Source organism: Streptomyces sp. NBC_00683 (genome assembly GCF_036226745.1).
GTDB lineage: Bacteria > Actinomycetota > Actinomycetes > Streptomycetales > Streptomycetaceae > Streptomyces.
In genome coordinates, this window is the sequence record NZ_CP109013.1 from 8340414 (window position 1) to 8360628 (window position 20215).

Consider the following 20215-nt stretch of genomic DNA (forward strand, 5'->3'; position numbering starts at 1 on the left):
CGGGAACACCACTCACCGTGTCGTGGCCACGTCGTCGGCAGCCAGGGAGTGGATGCGCGGTATGGGCGAAGAGAGCAGCCAGAGCAGCGACAACGCTCCGCCGACGGCCCCGACGAGCAGAGCCGCACGCAGGCCGAAAGCGGTGGCGAGCAGGCCGCCGACGAGGGCTCCGACAGGGCGTACGCCGTAGTTGAGCGTGCTGTACGCGCCCGCCACGCGGCTGCGCATGCCGTCGGGGATCACGCTGGTCTGCAGGGAGTTGAGATTGACGTCGAAGAGCATGACGCCGACTCCGGAGAGGAACTCCGCCGCGGCCAGCGCTCCGGCACGCGCCCAGAGCGGGCCTCCCGCGCACGCTGCGATGGCGATGGGCGCCGGGAACAGCACGGCTCCCACAACGATGCTGCGGCCCACACCGATACGTCGCGAGACCCCCGGGCGATGACGGCACCGAGGAGAGCGCCGGTCGAGCCGATGCCTAGCGCCAGGCCGATGACTCCGGCGGACAGTCCGAGCACGCGGCTGGCGAACAGCACCATCAGCCCACTGCCCGCAACAAAGGTGAAGAAGTTGACGGTCGCCGCGCAGCAGAGCCCAGCACGCAGTACCGGGTGCCGCCCCACGAAGGCCATCCCCTCCCGGGCACGCCGGAGCAGGGGAGGAACCGCGTCCTCCTCGGTGGCGGCGCGATGTTCACCGAGCGGGATCCGCCCGATCAGGAACGCGGACGCCAGATACGACAGGGCATCGAGGACGACAGCGACCGGAGCGGTCAACGCCTGCACGAGACCGCCGCCGACCGCAGGCCCGACCACGTACGACACCGACCGGCTGGTACTGAGTTTGCTGTTGGCCTCGACATAGGAGGAGCGAGGCACCAGCTGGACGAAGAAGGGCGGATACGCGGTGCTGAACAACACGGCTGCCGCGCCGGTCAGCAACGCCACGGCGTACAGCTGACCAAGGCTCACCGCATCGAGCAGGTAGGCGACGGGCAGGCTGAGCAGCACCGCACCGCGCACCAGATCGGCGAGAACCATCAGGCGCCGTTTGTGGACGCGTCGGTCGACCCAGGCCCCCAGGAAGATCCCGAGAAGGTTCGGGGTCCAGATGAGCGCGGTCAGCCACGCCACCTGGTTGGCCGAGGCGCTCAGCACTGTCACAGCGATCAACGGCACCGCCAGTTCGGTGATCCGGTCACCGAACTCCGATATCGACTGTCCCGCCCAGAACCGGCGGAAGCGCGGGTTACGCCACAGGGATATGGGGGCGTCCGTCGCCGGGGCGCTCACAGAGGACCGTCCGTCTGTCCCTCGTCCTGTTCCGGCAGTGCGTAGCGCATCAGCCGTACGCCACGGCTTCCCGCCGGACGCTCGGCAGGGTCGCGTGTCACGTAAGGCGCGAGCAACCGCTCGATCCCGTCCTGAATCGCCGCGAGTTCCTCCGCGGAAACGACCACACGGGTGTTGGCCAGTCCACCTGCCCTCTGCCACGCGGGCTCCAGGCCGGGCTCTACCTCGGTCAGCCACCTGTCCGGCAGATCCCCGTAGCGCGCGAACATCTCCCGGGACAGGACCTGCGCGGCCGACCTGCCCTCCTCGTCCTCCGGCGCCTCGAACCGGAAACCACGGGCTGCCGCCTCCCACCGCCGTTGCCGGCGGTCCGCCCCGGCCTCGGCGTCACGGACCAGCCCAAAACCCGCCAGGTGCCGCAGATGCCAACTGGTCACCGAGGGAGTGGCTCCCACCTCGGGTGCGAGTTGTGTAGCTGTCGCCGGACCGTGCCGTAGGAGGCGGTCGAGGATCGCCAGCCTCACGGGATGCGCCAGCGCCCGCATCGCCTGCGGATCGGTGATCTCGATGTCGCCCAGCCGGTTCCTGGAATCCATAACGTGAGAGTCTCCTCTCACATTATGTGAGAGTCAACTCTCATATCCACGTGTGTTCAGGCGGAGCAAAGGCCTGTGCCCCCGAAGGTGGCCTCTGCCCCCGAGGTGGCCCTTGTCCCGAAAGTCAGGACACGCTCTTCGGTGCCGCCGCGAAAGCATCGACGCCCGTGAGGTCGGCCGACAGCGCCCACAGGCGCGCGGCCTGCTCGGGGTCGGTCGCGTGTGCGTGCACGCCGCCCTCCGACCCGTCCGCGGCCGGCTCGGCCACGTCGCAGTCCTCGCAGTACACGCCGCCCAGGCCCGCCAGTTGGGGAGAGGTCGCCGCCCACACCTGCGTCGCCGCGCCCTGCTCGGGCGTCTTGAAGGTGGGATCGGCCAGGTTGCCGTCCTCGTCGATCCAGCCCGCGTCGACCATCTCCGACTTCGCGAGGTGGCGCTGCAGCGGGGTGAGGATGCTGCCCGGATGCAGGGCGAACGCCCTGACTCCGGAGTCGCGGCCGAGCGCATCGAGATGCACGGCGAACAGAACGTTCGCCGCCTTCGCCTGCCCGTACGCCTGCCACCTGTCGTAGCCGCGCTCGAACTGCACGTCGTCCCAGCGCACGCCGGTGATGCCGTGGGCGCCGGAGGACACGGCGATGACACGCGCGCCACCGCGGGCGATCGCCGGCCAGAGATGGTTGATCAGCGCGAAGTGGCCGAGGTGGTTGGTGGCGAACTGGGCCTCCCACCCCGGGCCGACACGCGTCTCGGGGCAGGCCATGACCCCGGCGTTGTTGATCACGATGTCGACCTCGCGACCGGAGGCCAGGAACCGCTCGGCGAAACCGCGGACGCTTTCGAGGTCGGACAGGTCGAGGTCGTCGGTCTCGACACCGTCGATGTCCTTGACCGCCTCCTGTGCGGCCGCCCGTCGCCGGGCGGGGACGATGACGCGGGCTCCGGCACCCGCCAGGGCGCGGGTCGTCTCCAGGCCGAGTCCCGAGTAGCCACCGGTGACGATCGCGGTACTGCCTGACAGGTCGATCCCGCTCAGTACGTCGTCCGCGGTGCTCCGGGCGCCGAAGCCCGATCCGATCTTGTGCTGAGGTGTCGTCATGACGGAGACGCTAGGTGCTGGAGAGCACTCCAAGTCAAGGGCCGGTGACGATCAGCCACGTCGAGCGGACCCAGGAATCATCTACTCCGCAAGCTCGCCGAGCAGATCCCAGGTGCGGCGGCGGTCGGTGTCCCCAGCGATGTCCGTCCCCGAGAACACCACCTCCGTGGCCCCGGCGTCCCGGTAGCGCCGCACCTCGTCGGCGACGGTGCGCTCGTCGCCGATCACCGCCACGTCGACGGCCCGTTTGCCGCCGGAGAGTTCGATGGCCCGTGCATAGGACGGGAACTGCTCGTAGAACGCGAGCTGTTCGGATGCCTTCGCACGTACGGCGTCGGCATCGTCGGTGACCACGCCGTACACCAGAGCCACGATTCTGGGCGCGGGGCGGCCCGCGGCCTCCGCCGCCGCGGTCACGGCCGGCACGATGTGCTCGGACAGGGCACGAGGCCCGGCGAGGTAGGGAAGGATCCCGTCCGCCAACTCGCCACTGACGCGCAGCGCCTGAGGCCCCATCGCCGCGACCAGGATCGGCACACCGCCTTCCGCTCCCGGAACGCGTGCCGGGAACGGCGTCGTGGCGGTGAGCAGTTCGCCGTGGAAGTCGGCAGTGCCGGTCTCGGTCAACTGCCGCAGAGCGGTGAGGAACTCACGCAGGCGGGCAATCGGCCGTTCGTAGGGAATGCCGAAACCCACCTCGGTCAGAAGCTTGGTCCCGAGCGCCAGCCCGAGGTGGTAGCGGCCGTGAGTCGCCGCCTGCGCGGTCTGGGCCTGGCTGGAGACGAGCAACGGATGGCGCCCGAAGACGGGGATCGCGGACGTGCCCACCTGGAGGTCCGGTACCTCACGCCCGACGATCGCCGCGAGCTGCGGCGAATCGGCGCCGAAGGTCTGCCCGAACCACGCGGAGCGGAGCCCGGCGGCCGCCGCTTCCGCGGCAAGCCGCACGGTGGCATCGATCTGGTTGTCGGGGCCGGATGCTTGGAGTGCTACTCCTACAGTCATGTCAGTTCGAACCCGATGCCGCCGGACACGCATTCCGGTTCCTGTGTGACAACTTCTTGTCCGCTGTGTGTACGCGCTCTCCGTGGCCGGGCCGGTGCTACCGCCGGGTGCCGCTCGACGGCGCCGTCACATGGAGGCGGGCGCCGCGGGTCCGGTCCGAGGACGGGCCCGTCTCGATCGCGAACTCTCCCGGCTCCACAGCACGTTCCCAGGACCGGGTGACGGAGGCCAGGGTCCGCTCCTCCACCGGGAAGGAGACCTCCGCCCGCTCCCCGGGCCCCAGCGCGACCCGGGCGAAGCCGCGCAGCTCCCGTGCACGCGGCCACGACGTGCCGCCGACCACGCGGCGAACGTACAACTGCACCGTCTCCCGCGTGGAACGGTCGCCCGTGTTGTGGAGCTCGACCGTGCACAGGAGCGGCTCCGCGGTCCCGGGAAGTGCGTCCCCCGCGAACTCCGCCACCGCGGCGGACGTGCGGGACAGCCGCGGTTCGCCGTACTCGACCGACGTATAGGACAGGCCGTGGCCGAACGCATGGCGCGCCAGGGCGGGCTGGTCGACATAGCCGCGGTAACCGTGGTCCTTCCCGTTGTAGAACACGGGCAGCTGCGCCGCCGACCGGGGCACCGAGACGGGCAGCCGGCCCAGGGGTTCCGCAGCGCCGAACAGCACGTCCGCCACCGCGCGCCCGCCCCACGGGCCGGGGTACCAGGCGCTCAGCACCGCCCCGGCCCGGTCGGAGAGATCCGGCAGCGCATGGGGACGGCCCTGGACCAGTACCACGACAACCGGGGTCCCTGTCGCAGCGACCGCGTCGAGCAGGGCCGACTGCCCTGTGGGAAGACCGAGTTCGGCCAGGTCCACCCCCTCCCCGCAGGTCATCTCCACGGGGTTGCCGGAGGTGACGACCGCCGCTCCGTTGGCGTCGAAGTGCGTCCCCGACGCCCGCGCGCTCGAACCGCCGAGCACCACCACCGCCACATCCGCCCCGGCGGCGAGAGCGACCGCCTCGGGTACGGCCGACAGATCACCGCCGACGAGATCGCTGCCCCGGCCGTACGTGACGTCCGTGCCGGCCGGGGCCGCGGCCCTGAGACCGTCGAGGACGCTGATGCCCGTGTCCGGCCGCTGCGGCGCGGTGTAGTCGCCGATCTGCTGCGGTACGGAGTCGGCGTTCGGGCCGATGACGGCGATCCGCCGGACGTGGCCGGTGAGCGGGAGCGTCTCGCCGTCGTGCGCGAGCAGAGTGACGGATTCCCGGGCGATGCGCTCGCTCAGCAGCTCCGGCCCCGGAGCCGGCGTGCGCGCCCCGGTGTACGGGCGCTCGAAGAGGCCGAGCCGGAACTTCAGTGAGAGGACCCTCCCGACGGCGGTGTCGAGGGTGCCTTCGTCGACCAGGCCGTCTTGCACGGCCTGCTCCAGCCGGGGGAAGCAGTCGTCCCACAGACTCAGGTCGGTACCTGCCTCCAGTGCCAGCGCGCCGGCCGCCACCGGGTCCCCGGCCAGCCGCACCAGACGGTCGACCGCGAGCCCGTCGGCCATCACCAGGCCGGTGAACCCCCACCGTTCGCGCAGGATCCCGGTCAGCAACTCCCGGTTCGCCGCACACGGGATGCCGTCGAACTCGTTGTACGCCGCCATGACGCCCGCCGCCCCGGCGCGGACCCCCGCCAGAGCGGCCTCCAGATGGATCTCGTGCAACTCGCGGGCGCCCAGTTCGGTGGCCGCGCTGTTGCGCCCGCCGACCGTGGCCCCCTGCCCGGCGAAGTGCTTGAGCACGACAGCGGCACGGTCCGGCCCGAATCGGTCCTCCGGCGGCCCCTGAACACCCCGCACCAGGGCTTCGGTGAACCGTGCCGCCAGGTACGGGTCCTCGCCGAAGCACTCCTCGGCGCGACCCCAGCGCGGATCCCGCACCAGATCGAGCGCGGACACCAGCGCCACATGCCCGCCGCGCGACCGGAGCTGCGCGGCGGCAAGGGCGGCGGCCTCCTCGTACAGCTCAGGATTCCAGGTCGCACCGACCGCGAGGTTGACCGGCAGCAGGGTGCCGTCCAGCGCCTGCAGGCCGTGCGGCATCTCCTCGACCAGCAGGACGGGAATACCCAGCCGGGTGTTCTCCACGACGTGCCGCTGCACGGCGTCGGAGACCCGCGCACCGTCCGACGCGCCGATGCCCGTGGCCGCCGTGACACCCGACCAGGGGTCGGCCCGCTGCAACCCGTAGAGCGCACCCATCCCGCCGTACGCGGCCACCTCCTCGCGGAACGCCTCGGTCAGCCGGTGGCCCGAGGACGTACGCTCGTACGCGTCCCACCCGTACATCCGCTGGTTGACCTGGCCCACCTTCTCGGTGAGTGTCATCCGGGCCAACAGGTCACGCACCCGGTCGGCGACGGGTGCCGCGGGGTCTCGGAAGAGCGGCTCGGACGACATCGGGTGGCTCACTTTCACGGAACTGGCGGGACAGCCAGGGCAGGAGAGGGGTGGGTAGGCCGGTCAGCGCAGTTCGAGGACGCGCACCCCGTACGGGGCGATCACCACGTCCCGCACCGGCTCCCCGCCCGTCAGCTCGCGCAGCTCCCCGTCCGCGGACGGGCGCACGGTCAGCTCCTCCGCCGACTGGCTCACCAGCCACACGTAGCGGGTACCGTCCTCGCGGACCAGGGTGTCGGCGGCGACGAACGGCGTGTCGACCGTCACCGGCCTTGCCGCGCCCGCGAGTTCGGCGAGCGCCGCGTACAGCCGGTGCGTCTGCTCCGGATTGGCGCGGGCGGTGCGAGCGGCCATGTGCTCCAGCGGGTAGGTGGCCAGGACCGTACGCCCCTCGCCCGTCTCGTGGCACAGCAGCGCCGGGCGGCCGTGCGCGTCGGTGGCGACGACCCGCGCACCGGCCGGGACGACCGGCAGGTACGCGCGGCTGTCCTCGTTGCCGGCGACCGGGAAGGTCAGGGTCTCGCCCGCCGCGATGGAGCCGAAGTCCTCGGCGAACGTCATCTCCAGGACGTCGTCCTCGATCGGCTCCGCGACACCGTAGGAAAGCTGGAGCTCCACACCGAACAGACCGTCCAGGTCGTGGAACCACGGACCGCGTGTCGCCGGGTGCTCGCCCGAGCAGAACGACAGGTAGACCGTGGCGCCCTCGCGGGCACGACGCTCCAGATCCCGCCTCGTTCGAGTGGTCAGCTGCCGCGTCGACGGAAGCAGATACAGCGCCGCGTCCTCCGGCAGCCCGTCCGCCTCCCGGGCGAACGCCACGGGCAGGTCGGCGCCGCGCGCGGCCACGTACCCCTGGTGCAGCGAAGTGAAGATGAGCGGCCGGTCGGCGGGGCGGCTGTAGGGGTAGCCGCGCTCCAGGAAGGCGGGCACGACCAGGGCGGTGTCCGCGTCCGTCCGACGGCAGCGGGCGAAGTCGATCCGCTTCAACACCTCAGCGAAATCGGCCAGTTCCCGCAGCGGCTCCTTCGGCCGGCCGGTGTGGTCGGTGATCCCGAAGTGCATCTCGAAGGGGTGGTGGTCGTACGGCGACTGCTCCCACAGCTCGTCGTAGTCCGTGTTGTTCCAGGCGATCCAGCCGGTGGCCCCGCCGAGCAGCGAGTTGTGCAGGGTCTGCCGGTAGAACACGCCCGCGTTCGCAGCCGAGACGGTGTCGGTCGAGAGCCCGAACTCCTCCAGCACGACCGGCTGTCCGGTCACGGCGGCGAGTTCGCACTCGAACGCGGCGCGGTAGTGCTGGCGCGGTCGGTCCGTGTCCGAGCGGTAGACGTGCGGCCCCACGAAGTCCACGTACTCGGCGGTGTCCCGCAGCGAGAAGCCGTTGTCGCGGCCCGTCACCTCGATGCCCCACGCGCCGTCCCCGAGCGAAACGGGCTGGGTGCCGCCCGCCGCGCGCACCGCGTCGCACATGAACTGCGCCCAGGCGGTGACGACATCACTGGACGGCGGGTCGACCTGGTAGATCCGGCCGTAGCCCGGCATCTCGTTGGTGATCAGCCAGCCGGTGACCGCCGGATGGTCCTTGAAGCGCCGGGTCATCTGGGAGACGAACCACGCCTGCCGCCCGACCAGCCACACGTCCTCGTACAGATCGCGGTCCCCACGCCAGGCCGGGTCCCAGTTCTCGCCCGACATGTGGCCGACGATGAAGGTGGGCACCGTCCCCATCCCCGCCTCGGTGTGGGCGTCCAGGAAGTCACGGAAGCGGTCGCACAGCTCCTCGTCGATCCGCCCGGGCTCCGGGTGGAAATCGGGCCAGTAGAAGAAGGACCGGGTCATGTTCAGCCCGTGGTCCCGCAGGACGGTCAACTCCTCGCGGACCGTCTTCGGCTCGTAGTTCCGCCACATCAGCGGACCACCGGTGCGGGACCAGAAGTTGGCGCCGAGCCAGGGGAGAACGGCGGAGTCATGGGTGAGCTGGGCGCTGTGGCGTCGCATGGTCTGTCTCTGACCTCTTCGAAGTACGGGGGTGGGGCGGGTGCGGCAGGCGTCGGGCCGTACGGGCCGGGCCGGCGGGCCGCGGGACGAGGCGGGGGAGCCCCGGTGGGCCGCGTGCGGCAAGGGGCAGCGGGCCCATGGTTCAGTGCGCGGACGGTGCGGGACCGGTGGACTCCCGTACGACCAGGCTCGGGCGTCCGTCGAGGACCGGCGGGGGCACGTCCTCGCCGCACCGGACGAGCAGCTCGCGGGCGGCGGCCGCACCGACCCGTTGCACCTGCTGGTCCACGGTCGTGAGCCGGGGGTGCAGCCAGCGGCCGAGCGGCAGGTTGTCGTACCCCACCACCGACACGTCTTCGGGCACCCGGAGCCCGCCGCGCTGGGCCGTACCGATACCGCACACGGCCATGGAGTCGTTGGTGAACACCAGCGCGGTCGGCCGGTCGGGGAGCGCGAGCAGTTCCTCGGTGACGGCGACGGCCGCCCGCTCCGTGAAATCGGTGTGCCGTACGGCGACGGGCCGCAGCCCCGCTTCGGCGAGGGCGCTCTCGAACGCGGCCCGGCGCAGCCCGGTGTGCACCAGCTCGGCCGGACCCGCGACGTACGCGAAACGCCGGTGGCCGAGCTCCAGCAGGTGCGCGACCGCCTCACGGACACCGGCATCCTGCTGCCCGAGGCCGACGCCGGGCACCGGCGACGAGGGATCCGGCGTGCCGAGCAGGACGGCGGGCAGCCCGAGGCCCCGCAGCAGTTGGGGGCGCGGGTCGTCCGCCCGCGCGTCGGTCAGCACCGCACCGTCGATCCGGCCTTCCGCGACCAGTCGTTCGTACAGCGCGCTCTCCTGGGCCATGTCGGCGACCAGGTGGAGCAGCAGACCGTAGCCCCGGGGGGCCAGTTCGCCCTCCAGACCGGTGATCAGCTCGCTGAAGTGCGGGTCGGCGCCGAGCACGTCCGTGGGGCGGCGGACGACGAGCGCGATCGTACGGGTACGGGCCCGGCGCAGCGCGGACGCCGACGCGCTGGGCGACCAGCCCAGTTCGGCGGCCGCGGCCAGAACCCGGCGGCGGGTCGCCTCCGAGATCCGGCCGGTGCCGTTGACGGCCTGGGACACCGCGGCGGTGGAGACCCCGGCCGCGGCGGCCACAGCCTTGATCGTGGGACGGGCCGCTCCCTCGGTTCCCGCGGCACCGCGCCGGGAACCGGGTGCCGCGCCCGTGGGCTGTCCGGCGTCCTCGGGACGCTCCTCGGTACGTACCTTCACATCTTCACCGCCCCGCTGACGAGAGCCTGCTGCATGCGCTTCTGGAGCAGGGTGTACACCACCCAGACCGGGACCAGGGTCAGTACCGTGCCCGCGGTCAGGATGCCGTAGTCGGTGCCGGTGAGGGACTTCAGGGTGGGCAGGGCCACCTGAACGGTGCGCTGCTCGGGGTCCGGACCGATGATGACGAGCGAGTACAGGTACTCGTTCCAGAAGGTCAGGAAGTTGAGCAGGAGGATGGTGGCGATCCCAGGCATGCACATCGGCGTGTACACGTGCCGCAGGACAGCGAAGGTGGACGCGCCGTCCAGGCGTGCCGCCTCCTCCATCTCGTGCGGGATCGTCCGCATGAACTGCACCAGGATCACCACCGAGAGCGGCATCGCCGTGGCAGGCAGGAACAGCACCATGAAGGCGCGGGTGTGGAACAGCCCGGTCGCCGCGGCGAGCAGGAAGGTGGGGAAGAGCGCCGCGAACGTCGGAACGAGGAATCCCAGCGAGAACACCCGCTCCACGAACGCCCCGAGCCGTCCCTCCGTACGGGCGATGGCGAAGGCCGCAGGAATGGCGAGCCCCAGGGTGAGAGCCAGCGCCAGCACCGTGACCAGCACGGAGTTGACGACGGCCGGTCCCAGGTCCGCGGAGGAGAAGGCCTCCCCGAAATTGTGCAGGGAGAACGAGGTCGGCAGGGAGAACGGGCTCCCGAAGATCTGGTCGTTCGTCTTGAACGCCGAGACCAGCAGGTAGTAGAGGGGGACCACCAGCAGCGCCGCGTACAGCCACGCGAGGACGTGGGCCGGCAGCCAGGACCTTCCGAACTTCATGGAACCGCTCCGATCAGTAGTTCTGGCGGAAGACGCGACGGATGGTCAGCAGCCCGGCCAGACCGACCAGGAACAGGACCACACCGACGGTCTGGCTGTATCCCAGGTCGGCCGCGATGAACGCCTTCTGGTACACGAGGAAGGACAACGTTGTCGACGAGCTTCCCGGGCCGCCCTGGGTGAGCAGCAGCACGTTCTGCGCGGAGCCGAAGAGTGTCCACAGGAACTGAAGCATCGTCACGACACCGACGAAGTCACGGATGACGGGGAAGTGGATGCGCCACATGGCACGCCAGTGTCCGGCGCCGTCGAGCTGGGCGGCCTCACCGATCTCGTCCGGCACACTGCCCAGCCGGGCGGCGAACAGCACGGCGGTGAAACCGATGCCGCTCCACACGTCCAGGACGATCAGGCAGTAGAGGGCGGTGGACGGCGAGGCGAGCCACGCGTCGGCCATCGACCCCAGACCGACCTTGTCCAGACCGCCGTTGAGCAGGCCGTCAGGCGACAGGACCGCGTAGAACACCATGGCCTTGGCCGGGGTGGAGATCAGGCCGGGAATGAAGAGCAGGTACCGCAGGACGCGGTGGCCGGGCGGCTTCTGGGCGACGTAGTACCCCAGCATGTACGCGCACACGATCATCACGGGCAGTGCGACGACGAGCTGGACGGCGGTGTTGCCCACCGCGTCCCAGAAGACCGGGTCGTCGAGGACGGCGCGCACGTTGCCGAGACCGGCGAAGGAGACCGGCTGGAGCATGCCGGGCCAGTGCAGGGCGGCGATGACGAAGATGGCGACCAGCGGGCCGACCATGAAGACGAGGTACCAGACCAGCGCCGGTACGGCGAGGACGACCCCGCCCTGCTTGCGGCGGGAAGTCGTGGCGGGGGACGGCGACGGCGGATCCGGCCGGCGGACCGAGGCGCCGCCCGGGGCGGACGAGAGCAACGTCATGAGGGGACTCGCAGAGGGCTCGGGCGCGCGGATCAGGCCGTGCGGTAGGCGGATTCCAGGGCGGAGCGCACGGCGGCCGCGCTCGTCCCCCTGGTGAATGCGGTGCTGGTCGCCGTGATCAGTGGCTGGGTGGCCGTCGGAGGTACGTACAGGTCGGGCAGGAGGACCTGGCCGACCCGGTCACCGAGCTGCTGGGCCTTGGCCACCAGTGGGAAGTCCTTGCTGACCGTGTCCGTCACCAGAGCCATGTCCCGCCCGCTCTCGGTGATGAAGCGCGAGACCACCTCGGGCCGGTACATGAAGCGCAGGAACTTCTCGACCGAGGACAGCTTCTTGACGCCGTTGGGGCTGATCCAGAAGCCGATGAGGGTGTACGAGCGCAGGATCGTCGGCTTGCTGTGCGAGGCGCCGGGGGCGAGCGGCCAGCCGCCGACCTCGGTGTGCCCCGCCGGCTTCGGGGCGACCTTCGCGAGTGCCGAGGACATCGCGGACTGGATGGCCGCCGCCTCGGTGTTGTACTGCGTGGTCATCGTGTCGGAGGTCAGCCCCTGCGCCTTGTCGGCGAAGACACCGGCGTCGCGCAGCTGGACGAAGTAGTCGATGCCCTCGCGGGCACCCCTGCTGCCGCTGAAGTCGCCGGTCGTGTAGACCTTCCTGGCCTCGTCGGGCGTGAGGAAGGTCTGGATGATCTGGGCCAGCAGCTTCTGACCGGTCCAGTCGTTGCCGCCGACGGTGACCGGGGCTATGCCCTTGGCGCGCAGCCTGCGCGCGGCGCCGATCAGCTGGTCCCCGGTGGTGGGGACGGAGCCGACGCCGGCCCGGTCCAGCAGGGCGGTGTTGTAGGCGACGGGCCAGTTGGTGGCGAAGTAGGGGAAGGCACGCAGCCTGCCCTTGCTGTCGGTCCACTCCTCCAGGGCGGCGGGCAGGACGCGCTCCCGCAGCCCCCAGTCGTCGAGATACCCCTTCACGTCGACGGTGGCGCCGACATCGGTCCAGGCCAGCGTCTTGTCGTAGAGATTGACCATGACCACGTCCGGCTCCTTGCGGGCCAGCCGGGAGGTCTCGTACACCTGGGGAAGATCGTCGCCGTTGACGAGGTTCTTGACCCGGAGGCCGGGGTTCTCGTCCTCGAAGGTCTTTACGACGGCCTTGTAGGTGGGGGAGCCCGGTGCGGTGGTGCCGAGCTGGGTGTGCACGAGCAGGGTGCCGGGGTCGGAATCGGCCGAGGTGAGTGTGGAACAGCCGGACAGAGCGGGAATTGCGGTAGCGGCGGCGAGGCCGGAGCCTGCTGCGAGGAAACCGCGCCGACTCAGGGATGAGCGCACAGCGGGATGTCTCCAACCAGGACGTTAACCATGTGGTTAATCGATGTACCAGTGGGCTGCGAGAAACCTAAGGGCGCTTGATGGAATGGTCAACCCCCGGTTGCGCATGCTGAATATACGGACATATTGGGCAAGTTGAGGGTCGGTGTCCTGGGGTTCCTGTGGGCGGGGAGGGGGGTGCGCGGTCGGAGGGCCCGTGCCCTCGAGAGCCTCCTCGGGGCGGTCCGTCAGGCCCCGGAGGTTCTCGATCCCTACATGCTCACCCTCGACCGAGAGCGTTGATCGCCGCACGTACCGGACCTTGTTGTCCGATAAAGTCCGTGTTGTCCGCCCACTGATCCACGCTCCCGGACAGCGGCATGCCCCGCAGAGCCTGATCAGTGATCGTCCGTTCCAGAGCCTGCGCGAAACGTTCGGCATGCAGCACCAGGAACGGGCGGCTGTGGTACCGCCGCCGCGTCGGGTCCACGTACTCGGCGAGCCCCGTGTCGTTCTGCAGAGCGGCCACGATCTCGTAGGCGTCACAGAGGTGCTGCTCGCGCGCCGGGTAACCCGTTGCCGTCACCGCTCCCCGCAGCGACGGCATCAGGTCCTCGGCGACCGGCAGCCGAGCGAACGCACTCCCGAGCCACTTGCCGTAGGGCGCGTACCGTCGGCCGAGGAGCAGGCACAATCGCATCAGGTCACGCACCAGCCGCCCGGCGACCACGGCCGATCCGAGATCGTCCCCCACCTCGGCGCACCGCCCGACGAATGCTTCCTCCTGGGAGATCTGCTGCCACTGGCAGGCCAGCAGGTACCGCCACACCTCATCGGGGTACCAGGCCAGCCTCCGCCGAGCTGCTGTGAGCGTGCCGAGCCCGTCGTGGAACACTGCGCCGCCGGTGGCCTCGGCGAGCCTCTGCTGCGGCATCGCCAGCCAGTCACCCACCGTCGGTTCGCCGGACGCCGTACCGGGACCGAGCCGGCCGGTCAGCCACGTGTCGACGTCGTTCACCGCGACACGGTGGTTCACCGGGCCGTCCGTGCGCTCCATGAGACCGATCGGGTCGGCCGGGTCACCATGACGGAAGTGGGTCGGCCAGCCCCGCACGTCCTTCGGTAGCCGTTCCCCCAGGAGCGTGTGCAGGTCGGCCCCGAGACCGGCAGCCTCCTTCGGCGCGAGGAAGAGATCCAGGCGCGGGCCCCACTCGTGATCCGCCGACCGCGCGGTGTCGAAACCGAGCACCTCTGATCCGGCACCGACCCTCGCGGCTGCGTACTGAAGCCCCGGATACGCCTCATCGAGGATCGGCCGCACCGCCTCCTCGTAGAGGATCCGCGACAGCTCAAGACCGGGAAGGAACTCGGGAGCGGGATGCGTCATGCGATCACTCTGCGATGCAAGGGCCGCGAAAGCCACCGGATATCGCCGTCCGCCCCTGCGCTCGGGAAGCGCCGACCTGGGGGAGTGCCGTGAGGGTGACCCGGCGGGGCGGGGGCGGGGGAGCGGGGGAGTGGCGAGACCTGAGCGCCGTGACCGCCGGCACACGCCCCTGCCCGAAGCTGCGACTGCTGCCGTGGCACCGTCACCGGCTCGGACCGGCGGCTGCCCGGCCTCCTGGCCGCACTTGATGCCGTCCTCGCCACTGGTGGCCCCCACGGAGTCCTGAGGCGCGGAGAGACCACTGTCCGGACCGACCGGACCTCATGGGCGGCCCGCGCCCCTGCCCCCCGTCGGCCGTGCCCGGATGCCCGCCGCCGACCGGCGCGCCGACAGAAATTCCCTACCGTGGCAGCCGGAAAGGACGGAGACTCCTCCCATGGCTGACATGGAATTGTTCCGGGAGGCGGTCACCGCGTGGGCGGCCGGTGGCCCCGGCGACCCCGCGCGGGAACTCGCCACGGGACTGGCCGTCCGGGCAGTCGTCCTGCTCGAAGGGCCGAGCGACGTCGCAGCGGTCAGCGCGCTGGCCGCGAGCCGCGGCCGGGACCTGGAGGCCGAAGGCGTCTGCGTACTGTCGATGGGCGGCGCGATGAGCGTCGGGCGCTTCGCACACATCCTCGGGCCACCTGGCCTGGGCCTCCGCCTCACCGGGCTGTGCGACGAGGCGGAGACCCGCTACTACACGCGCGGCTTGGAGCGGGCCGGGGCGGCCCAGCAGGAATTCTTCGTCTGCGCGGCTGATCTGGAGGACGAACTCATCCGCGCACTGGGTGTGGCACGAGTGGAGGAACTCGTCCAGGCGGAGGGCGACTTGCGCGCCCTGCAGACCTTCCGGCACCAGCCCGCACAGCAGGGCCGAACCCCGCAGCAGCAGTTCCGGCGCTTCCTCGGCACGAAGAAGGGGCGCAAGATCCGCTACGGCCACGTCCTCGTCGAGGCCCTTGAGCCCGACCGTGTACCCGCCCCGCTCGACGACCTGCTCACCAGCCTCTGACCGCTGGGCAGTCAGGGGATGCCTGCGTCGCCCGCCGGAACAAGGCTCGTGACTCGTCCGGCGGTCGCGAGCAGCTCTACGATCCCCGCCGCGACGGACAGCTGCCCTTATCGCGAGGTGAGATGGTCTGTTGAGCCTGTCGGACGTTCATGTCAGGGGCGAGCAGCGGCCGGTTCCCGCGGGCAGAGGTAGAACAGTTCGGGGTCGCCGTCGTCCAGGCCGTGGAGCAGGCCGACCGGGCTCCACCCCGCACGCTGGAGCAGCCGCTGCATCGGCTGGTTGGACACGTTCGTCGAGGTGAACAGCTTCGGGGTGGTGCGTGATGCCGCCGCGTGGTCCAGCAGGCGGGCACCCACGCCCCGGCCACGGGCCTCGGGTGCCACCATGAGCATTGTGACAAACCCTTGCTCGAAGAACGTGTACTCCACCACGCAGTAGCCCAGGGCTCCCGACGCGTCCTCGACCATGGCGACAAGGCCCTGTCGGCACCACCGCCGGATTCTCATGTGCCGTTCGTCGCTGCCCTCCGCTGCCACCGAGTCGGTCTGCAGCAGCGCGTCCGCATCCCACTCACTCGCGCGGCGCACGGCGAATGTCCCGAGATCCTCTGCAGCCATGAGGGCCATGCTGTCAGCCGATGCGTACGTTTGCGCACCGCCCGGTGGGCCCCGTCAGATTGCGGAGTTCTGCTTCAGGACCGACACAGCGGCTACGGTCCGGTATCCGCGCCACTCGAGGGCGGCTGCCGGCGAGTAGCTTGCGAAATCGACCAACCAGCCGCCGTCGTCCTGCTGTTCGGCAGCCAGACGACTCAGCTCGGTGGCGAGGACGTCCGCGTCGTACAGAGTGCGTGCCGGACGACCTGGAGTGGGGGCGATGTCGAGTGGCCGGATCACCTCGTCGACGGAACCGCCCGCGACGGGCAACAGGCCGCCGGCGGGGATGAACCGGCGCAGGCCGTCGAGCAGGGCTCCCGCCTCCTGGCGGGTCTCGGACGCGGCGTCGAGGAAACGGATCGCGAACGACAACTCGACCGCGTGGGGGCTGTCGCCGATCGCTTCGATGGCGGTCAGGCAGTACTGCGTCGCCCGGTCGAGCCAGGGATGGGCGGCGACGGCGGAGTCGAACGCGGCCACCCGCAGGGCCGCGCCGACTGCGAACGACGTGCTCTGCAGGGTGGAGACCTTCGGGTCGGCCTGCGCCCAGAACGGTGCGCAACCACGTGCGTCCTTGACCGGCAGTGCCAAGGGCAGGCCACCGTCGGGCAGGGAGACCGACGCGAGCCAGTCGCACAGTTGCACCGCACGGGGTGTCGTGACAGGAGCGATGTCCCGGAACACCTCGAACGCGTGCAGCGCGCCTGCGGGCTGGCTCTCGGGCGCACGCAGGTCCGGTTCGAGCCCCCAGCCGTATCCGCCGTCCGGATTGCGGTAGCCGTCCACGGCGGCGAGTGCGGAGTCGGCGTCGGCTTCGCCGAGGAGAAGCTCGAACCGTCGACGATCGAGTACGCGGGCGTGCATGGCCATGAACGAGGAGGCCGCGGAGAGGTCTGCAGTCATGGATCCACCATGGCACCGTCGGCGGCGTTCGGCTCGAACGCTCGGACACACCTCGCTTCGGCAGCCCGGACGGGCTACCGAAGCCGTGGTCTGTCCGCTTCCCTCCGCTTTCCGTCCCGGTCCGGGCAGGTCGAATGGCGCCTTTCTGACTGACGGAACCTTCCCCGAAAGCTCACAATGGCGGGTGCATGACATGACGTTGTCGCGCCACGGGGAGGGAACATGAATTCGCACCGGACCGACAGACCATTCCTCGGGGCGTTCCGCGCAGCCATCTCGGCGGTCGCCGCGATGACCCTGCTGCTCGGCTGGTTCACCGTCACCGCACCGGCGGCGTACGCGCAGGAGTCGGGCGGCACGGCCACGCGGGCGGTCGGCAATGCCCTCGAGGTACGTGGCGGCGACGTCATCTACAGCAACGCCGGAACGCGCTGCACCGTCGGCTTCAACGCCCGTAGCGGCAGCACCCTCTACGGGCTGGTGACGGGGCGCTGTGCCCAGGGTGCCACCAACTGGTACGCGGACGCGGGCCTGAGCGTGTTCGTCGGCACCACCGCGAGCGCGAGCTTCCCCGGTGACGACTACGCGCTCGTCCGCTACTCGAGTTCGTCGGTGGTCTTCCCCGGCGAGGTCTCGCTCGGCACCGCCGGCCGGGTGCAGGACATCACGGGCGCCGCAAGTCCGACGGTCGGTCAGTCCGTCTGCCACGTCGGCCGGGTGACCGGATACCGCTGCGGCACGGTCACGGCCGTGAACGTCACGGTCAGCTACCCCGAGGGCGTTGTGAGCGGACTGTTCCGCTCCAACATCTGCTCCGAGCCCGGCGACGTGGGTGGCCCCGCGTTTGCCGGTAGCACCGCACTCGGGGTCATCGTCGCGGTCACAGGAAACTGTGCGGCAGGAGGCGCCACCTACTACCAGCCGGTCGTGGAGTGGCTGTCGGTGTACGGCCTGTCCCTCTACTAGGACCCGTCCGCGCGATCATCCGTCCCGGCGCCGCGATGATATTTTGACCGGAATCGTGGAAGGGCGGCGGAGCGAGTGGACGTTGACCTGCGGCGCGCGGCTGTCGAGGCGCTTGCCGAACTCGGGCGAAGCGATGACTGGCGTGACAGGGCGGACGCCGGTCACAGCCTGGCCGGGTTCGCCGAGATGGCGGAGGCAGTGGAGCCGCTGCTGGGCCTTGTGCTCGACCCTGGTGACACCTTCGTCACCCGGCGGACCGCGGAGGGTTTGCTTCGGCGAAAGGACAGGGCCGGACTGACGATCGTCGCCTCCGCACTGGCAGTCGCCAACGACAACTACGCCGATTGGATCCACACCGCAGTCGTCGATGTCTTCAGCATCTTCTCGGACGATCTGGACGAGGCGCTACGGATCTACGAGGAGATGGCGGGCGACGAGGACGATCGTGTTGCCCGGGGGGCCCGTCGGTTGCACGAGAGCCTGACACGGATCGATCCCGTTCTTCGCCCTTCATAGCGGGGTTCGACGGCCTGGAAGCCCTGGCTGCGTCCAGCCCCGGGAGCCGGCCGCCGAGCCGTTCGCAGCGCTCAGTCGCATCGGCATCAGTGAGGTGTGTGTCCGGTGCGATCTCCGCTCCGGCACCCGGCACCGCCGATGTAATAGGCGTTGAGGTAGTTCGGGCCGGCGCCTGGAAGTTGCGTAGGTCCGGGGCTGACGCAGAGATGGTAGTCGTTCCCGCTGCCGCCCCCTCTGACATCGACATGGACCAACACCGTGGTCTCGCCGCAGTGGTTGTAGGCGGCGAACTGGGACTCTCGGACGCTGTACCGGAAGAAGCCGCACTGCGGGGCAGAGCTCGCACCTGCCTGTTGCACTTCCGGACCACGGACGGATTCGGCAAAGGTCGGACCCGCGGACGTCGCCATCGCAGTGGCGATGAGCGCGCTTGACGCCAGTGCGACGGCGACTCGAGGAGAATTGGTCAGGGAGAGCTTCACGAACATTCCTTACGGCGAGCCATAACGATGGACGACGAGCTGATTGCATTCGGCGGCGCCACGACACCGATTGCGCAGGCACTCACCGACAGAATCACCATAACTCTACGTGTGCACGCTGTGGCTTTATGTCACTGAATCGAGTGGTGGGGCAATATCAAACTTCAAAGGGCGAGATCGTCGGGATGATTCTGCCGATCGCAGCCGTCGAACCTCACGGAGTGATGGTGATCTTCCCTACGTGTGTGCCGCGCCGAAATTCCTCCTGGGCGGCGTGGAGTTCGGTCAGCCGGTAGTTCCCTGCGATACGCGGCCGTACAGTGCCGGCCCGAGCCAGGTCGGCCAAGGAGGCGAAGTGGGCGCGGGTATGCATCGAGGAGCCGATGAGGCTGAGGTTGTGCAGGTACAGGCGGCGTAGGTCGAAGGTGACGACGGGTCCGGCGACAGCTCCGGCGATGACCCAGCGAGCACCGTCGCGCAGCGCGGGCAGGAGCTGCTCGAGCCACGGCCCGCCGGCCACGTCCGCGACGGCGTCCAGTCCCTCGGGCGCCAACTCCCTCAGCCGGCGTTGCAGCTCCACGGGGTCCGCCTCCCGAGAGAGGACAGCCGCGGCGCCTGCCTCCTGCAGCGCGGCCGCTTTGGACGCACTGGTGAGCGCCACCACCCGTGCGCCGCGTGCGGCGCCGAGCTGGACGAGCGCAAGTCCGACGCCACCCGAAGCACCGGTCACCAGCACCGTCTCCCCGCTCCTGATGTGGGAGCGTTCCAGCATGCCCAGTGCCGTGCCGTAGGCCACCGGAAGGGCGGCGAGTTCCTGGTCCGAGAGCGGGGAGGCACTCATGTCGTGGACGCGGGCGGCATCGACCGCGACGTAGGAGGCGAAGCCGCCGTCCGCTTCGCTGCCGAGCAGTCCGACAGGCACGGCGTCGTCGCGCGCATCGGCGTAGAAGGCGGGATCGACGAGAACCCGGCGACCCACCCACGCGTCGGGCACGTCCTGGGCTGTTGCGCTGATGACGCCCGCGATGTCGCCGCCCTGGATGCGGGGGAAGTCCAGAGTTCCGCGCCAGCCGGCCTTCGCCTCGGGACGACCAGGAAGCCCGTAGGCACCCTCCCTGGTCCACACGTCAGTGTTGTTGACAGCCGCCGCGCCCACGCGCACGAGCACCTGCCCAGGCCCCACGCCGGGCAGCGGCCAGTCAGCCCGGAGCTCGAGTGCCTCCGGGCCTCCGTGCCGGAACAGAACGGCGGCAGTCATCACGGTTTCGTCCACCCGCTCATTCTGCGGGCAAGGATCACGCCCAGCGAGGGTTGAACGAGCGGGTGTCGTTCGTCGCGCCGGCGAGCACTTCCTGCCACGGCGCCGGGGCTGCCAGGGAGCAGACGCTGCCAGGGCGTCGTGCCCCGGCACCTGGCCGCACCCCACGTCATGAGCGCCCCGGCCCTTCCTATGCGCCTCGCCCGCCGCCTATGCGTCCTG

The 20215-nt window shown here is 70.2% G+C and carries 19 protein-coding genes; 3 read left to right on the plus strand and 16 right to left on the minus strand.

The annotated features are described in order from the left end of the window. Nucleotides 1-12 precede the first annotated feature (12 nt). The 12 genes from OG257_RS36260 to OG257_RS36315 all read right to left on the minus strand — a co-directional run bounded on the left by OG257_RS36260 (nt 13) and on the right by OG257_RS36315 (nt 14158). Nucleotides 13-282: a hypothetical protein gene (locus OG257_RS36260; protein WP_329214574.1), complete on the minus strand. Its 270-nt coding sequence runs from the start codon at nt 280-282 to the stop codon at nt 13-15. Then, nucleotides 240-1292 carry an MFS transporter gene (locus tag OG257_RS36265; RefSeq protein WP_329214576.1) on the minus strand — a complete coding sequence of 351 codons (1053 nt, stop codon included), beginning with the start codon at nt 1290-1292 and terminating at the stop codon, nt 240-242. The genes OG257_RS36260 and OG257_RS36265 overlap by 43 nt, the downstream gene beginning before the upstream one ends. Beyond that, nucleotides 1289-1888 carry an ArsR/SmtB family transcription factor gene (locus OG257_RS36270; protein ID WP_329214578.1) on the minus strand — a complete coding sequence of 200 codons (600 nt, stop codon included), beginning with the start codon at nt 1886-1888 and terminating at the stop codon, nt 1289-1291. Before OG257_RS36270 ends, OG257_RS36265 begins: the two co-directional genes overlap by 4 nt. 124 nt (nt 1889-2012) lie before the next feature. Next, nucleotides 2013-2987: an SDR family NAD(P)-dependent oxidoreductase gene (locus OG257_RS36275; protein ID WP_329214580.1), complete on the minus strand. Its 975-nt coding sequence runs from the start codon at nt 2985-2987 to the stop codon at nt 2013-2015. 81 nt (nt 2988-3068) lie between these two features. Beyond that, the gene (locus tag OG257_RS36280; protein WP_329214582.1) at nt 3069-3992 is read right to left on the minus strand and encodes an LLM class F420-dependent oxidoreductase; all 924 of its coding nucleotides are present in this window, start codon (nt 3990-3992) and stop codon (nt 3069-3071) included. A 97-nt stretch (nt 3993-4089) separates the two neighbouring features. After that, nucleotides 4090-6429 (minus strand): glycoside hydrolase family 3 N-terminal domain-containing protein, encoded by a 2340-nt coding sequence (locus tag OG257_RS36285; RefSeq protein WP_329214584.1) that lies wholly within the window; start codon nt 6427-6429, stop codon nt 4090-4092. A 63-nt stretch (nt 6430-6492) separates the two neighbouring features. Continuing rightward, entirely contained in the window at nt 6493-8427 is a 1935-nt protein-coding gene (locus OG257_RS36290) for a glycoside hydrolase 5 family protein (RefSeq protein ID WP_329214586.1), read from the minus strand. A 142-nt stretch (nt 8428-8569) separates the two neighbouring features. Then, entirely contained in the window at nt 8570-9571 is a 1002-nt protein-coding gene (locus OG257_RS36295) for a LacI family DNA-binding transcriptional regulator (protein WP_329215534.1), read from the minus strand. A gap of 113 nt (nt 9572-9684) precedes the next feature. After that, nucleotides 9685-10512 (minus strand): carbohydrate ABC transporter permease, encoded by an 828-nt coding sequence (locus OG257_RS36300; RefSeq protein WP_329214588.1) that lies wholly within the window; start codon nt 10510-10512, stop codon nt 9685-9687. A 13-nt stretch (nt 10513-10525) separates the two neighbouring features. Next, a complete protein-coding gene (locus tag OG257_RS36305) occupies nt 10526-11467 on the minus strand; it encodes a carbohydrate ABC transporter permease (RefSeq protein ID WP_329214590.1) in 942 nt (313 codons plus the stop codon). A gap of 32 nt (nt 11468-11499) precedes the next feature. Continuing rightward, a complete protein-coding gene (locus tag OG257_RS36310; protein WP_329214592.1) occupies nt 11500-12792 on the minus strand; it encodes an ABC transporter substrate-binding protein in 1293 nt (430 codons plus the stop codon). A gap of 259 nt (nt 12793-13051) precedes the next feature. Beyond that, entirely contained in the window at nt 13052-14158 is a 1107-nt protein-coding gene (locus OG257_RS36315) for a DUF4037 domain-containing protein (RefSeq protein WP_329214595.1), read from the minus strand. A gap of 436 nt (nt 14159-14594) precedes the next feature. Between OG257_RS36315 and OG257_RS36320 the strand changes: the two genes are divergently transcribed. Continuing rightward, the gene (locus tag OG257_RS36320) at nt 14595-15212 is read left to right on the plus strand and encodes a TOPRIM nucleotidyl transferase/hydrolase domain-containing protein (RefSeq protein ID WP_329214597.1); all 618 of its coding nucleotides are present in this window, start codon (nt 14595-14597) and stop codon (nt 15210-15212) included. A gap of 152 nt (nt 15213-15364) precedes the next feature. On the opposite strand, the gene OG257_RS36325 is transcribed toward OG257_RS36320, so the two are convergent. Together OG257_RS36325 and OG257_RS36330 are read right to left on the minus strand one after the other, a co-directional pair. Beyond that, nucleotides 15365-15829: a GNAT family N-acetyltransferase gene (locus OG257_RS36325; RefSeq protein ID WP_329214598.1), complete on the minus strand. Its 465-nt coding sequence runs from the start codon at nt 15827-15829 to the stop codon at nt 15365-15367. 54 nt (nt 15830-15883) lie between these two features. Continuing rightward, on the minus strand, nt 15884-16771 hold the full coding sequence (locus OG257_RS36330) for a hypothetical protein (RefSeq protein ID WP_329214599.1): 888 nt from the start codon (nt 16769-16771) through the stop codon (nt 15884-15886). A 222-nt stretch (nt 16772-16993) separates the two neighbouring features. On the opposite strand from OG257_RS36330, the gene OG257_RS36335 reads away from it, so the two are divergent. Both OG257_RS36335 and OG257_RS36340 read left to right on the plus strand, forming a co-directional pair. Further along, on the plus strand, nt 16994-17737 hold the full coding sequence (locus OG257_RS36335) for a S1 family peptidase (protein WP_329214600.1): 744 nt from the start codon (nt 16994-16996) through the stop codon (nt 17735-17737). Nucleotides 17738-17812: 75 nt separating this feature from the next. After that, on the plus strand, nt 17813-18253 hold the full coding sequence (locus OG257_RS36340; protein WP_329214602.1) for a hypothetical protein: 441 nt from the start codon (nt 17813-17815) through the stop codon (nt 18251-18253). A gap of 86 nt (nt 18254-18339) precedes the next feature. Here the strand turns inward: OG257_RS36340 and OG257_RS37300 are convergent, their stop codons facing one another. Together OG257_RS37300 and OG257_RS36345 are read right to left on the minus strand one after the other, a co-directional pair. Then, nucleotides 18340-18741, minus strand: coding sequence for a DUF6355 family natural product biosynthesis protein (locus OG257_RS37300; protein ID WP_383802924.1), 402 nt, complete (start codon nt 18739-18741; stop codon nt 18340-18342). A 208-nt stretch (nt 18742-18949) separates the two neighbouring features. After that, nucleotides 18950-19993 (minus strand): zinc-binding dehydrogenase, encoded by a 1044-nt coding sequence (locus OG257_RS36345; protein ID WP_329215536.1) that lies wholly within the window; start codon nt 19991-19993, stop codon nt 18950-18952. Nucleotides 19994-20215: the final 222 nt, after the last annotated feature.

Bases quoted from the DNA above. Each gene is read 5' to 3' on its own strand.
- OG257_RS36325 (WP_329214598.1), bottom strand. From the start codon at position 15,829: ATGGCTGCAGAGGATCTCGGGACATTCGCCGTGCGCCGCGCGAGTGAG.
- OG257_RS36305 (WP_329214590.1), bottom strand. From the start codon at position 11,467: ATGACGTTGCTCTCGTCCGCCCCGGGCGGCGCCTCGGTCCGCCGGCCG.
- OG257_RS36330 (WP_329214599.1), bottom strand. From the start codon at position 16,771: ATGACTGCAGACCTCTCCGCGGCCTCCTCGTTCATGGCCATGCACGCC.
- OG257_RS36335 (WP_329214600.1), top strand. From the start codon at position 16,994: ATGAATTCGCACCGGACCGACAGACCATTCCTCGGGGCGTTCCGCGCA.
- OG257_RS36345 (WP_329215536.1), bottom strand. From the start codon at position 19,993: ATGACTGCCGCCGTTCTGTTCCGGCACGGAGGCCCGGAGGCACTCGAG.
- OG257_RS36270 (WP_329214578.1), bottom strand. From the start codon at position 1,888: ATGGATTCCAGGAACCGGCTGGGCGACATCGAGATCACCGATCCGCAG.
- OG257_RS36315 (WP_329214595.1), bottom strand. From the start codon at position 14,158: ATGACGCATCCCGCTCCCGAGTTCCTTCCCGGTCTTGAGCTGTCGCGG.
- OG257_RS36285 (WP_329214584.1), bottom strand. From the start codon at position 6,429: ATGTCGTCCGAGCCGCTCTTCCGAGACCCCGCGGCACCCGTCGCCGAC.
- OG257_RS36260 (WP_329214574.1), bottom strand. From the start codon at position 282: ATGCTCTTCGACGTCAATCTCAACTCCCTGCAGACCAGCGTGATCCCC.
- OG257_RS37300 (WP_383802924.1), bottom strand. From the start codon at position 18,741: ATGTTCGTGAAGCTCTCCCTGACCAATTCTCCTCGAGTCGCCGTCGCA.
- OG257_RS36320 (WP_329214597.1), top strand. From the start codon at position 14,595: ATGGCTGACATGGAATTGTTCCGGGAGGCGGTCACCGCGTGGGCGGCC.
- OG257_RS36275 (WP_329214580.1), bottom strand. From the start codon at position 2,987: ATGACGACACCTCAGCACAAGATCGGATCGGGCTTCGGCGCCCGGAGC.
- OG257_RS36290 (WP_329214586.1), bottom strand. From the start codon at position 8,427: ATGCGACGCCACAGCGCCCAGCTCACCCATGACTCCGCCGTTCTCCCC.
- OG257_RS36280 (WP_329214582.1), bottom strand. From the start codon at position 3,992: ATGACTGTAGGAGTAGCACTCCAAGCATCCGGCCCCGACAACCAGATC.
- OG257_RS36300 (WP_329214588.1), bottom strand. From the start codon at position 10,512: ATGAAGTTCGGAAGGTCCTGGCTGCCGGCCCACGTCCTCGCGTGGCTG.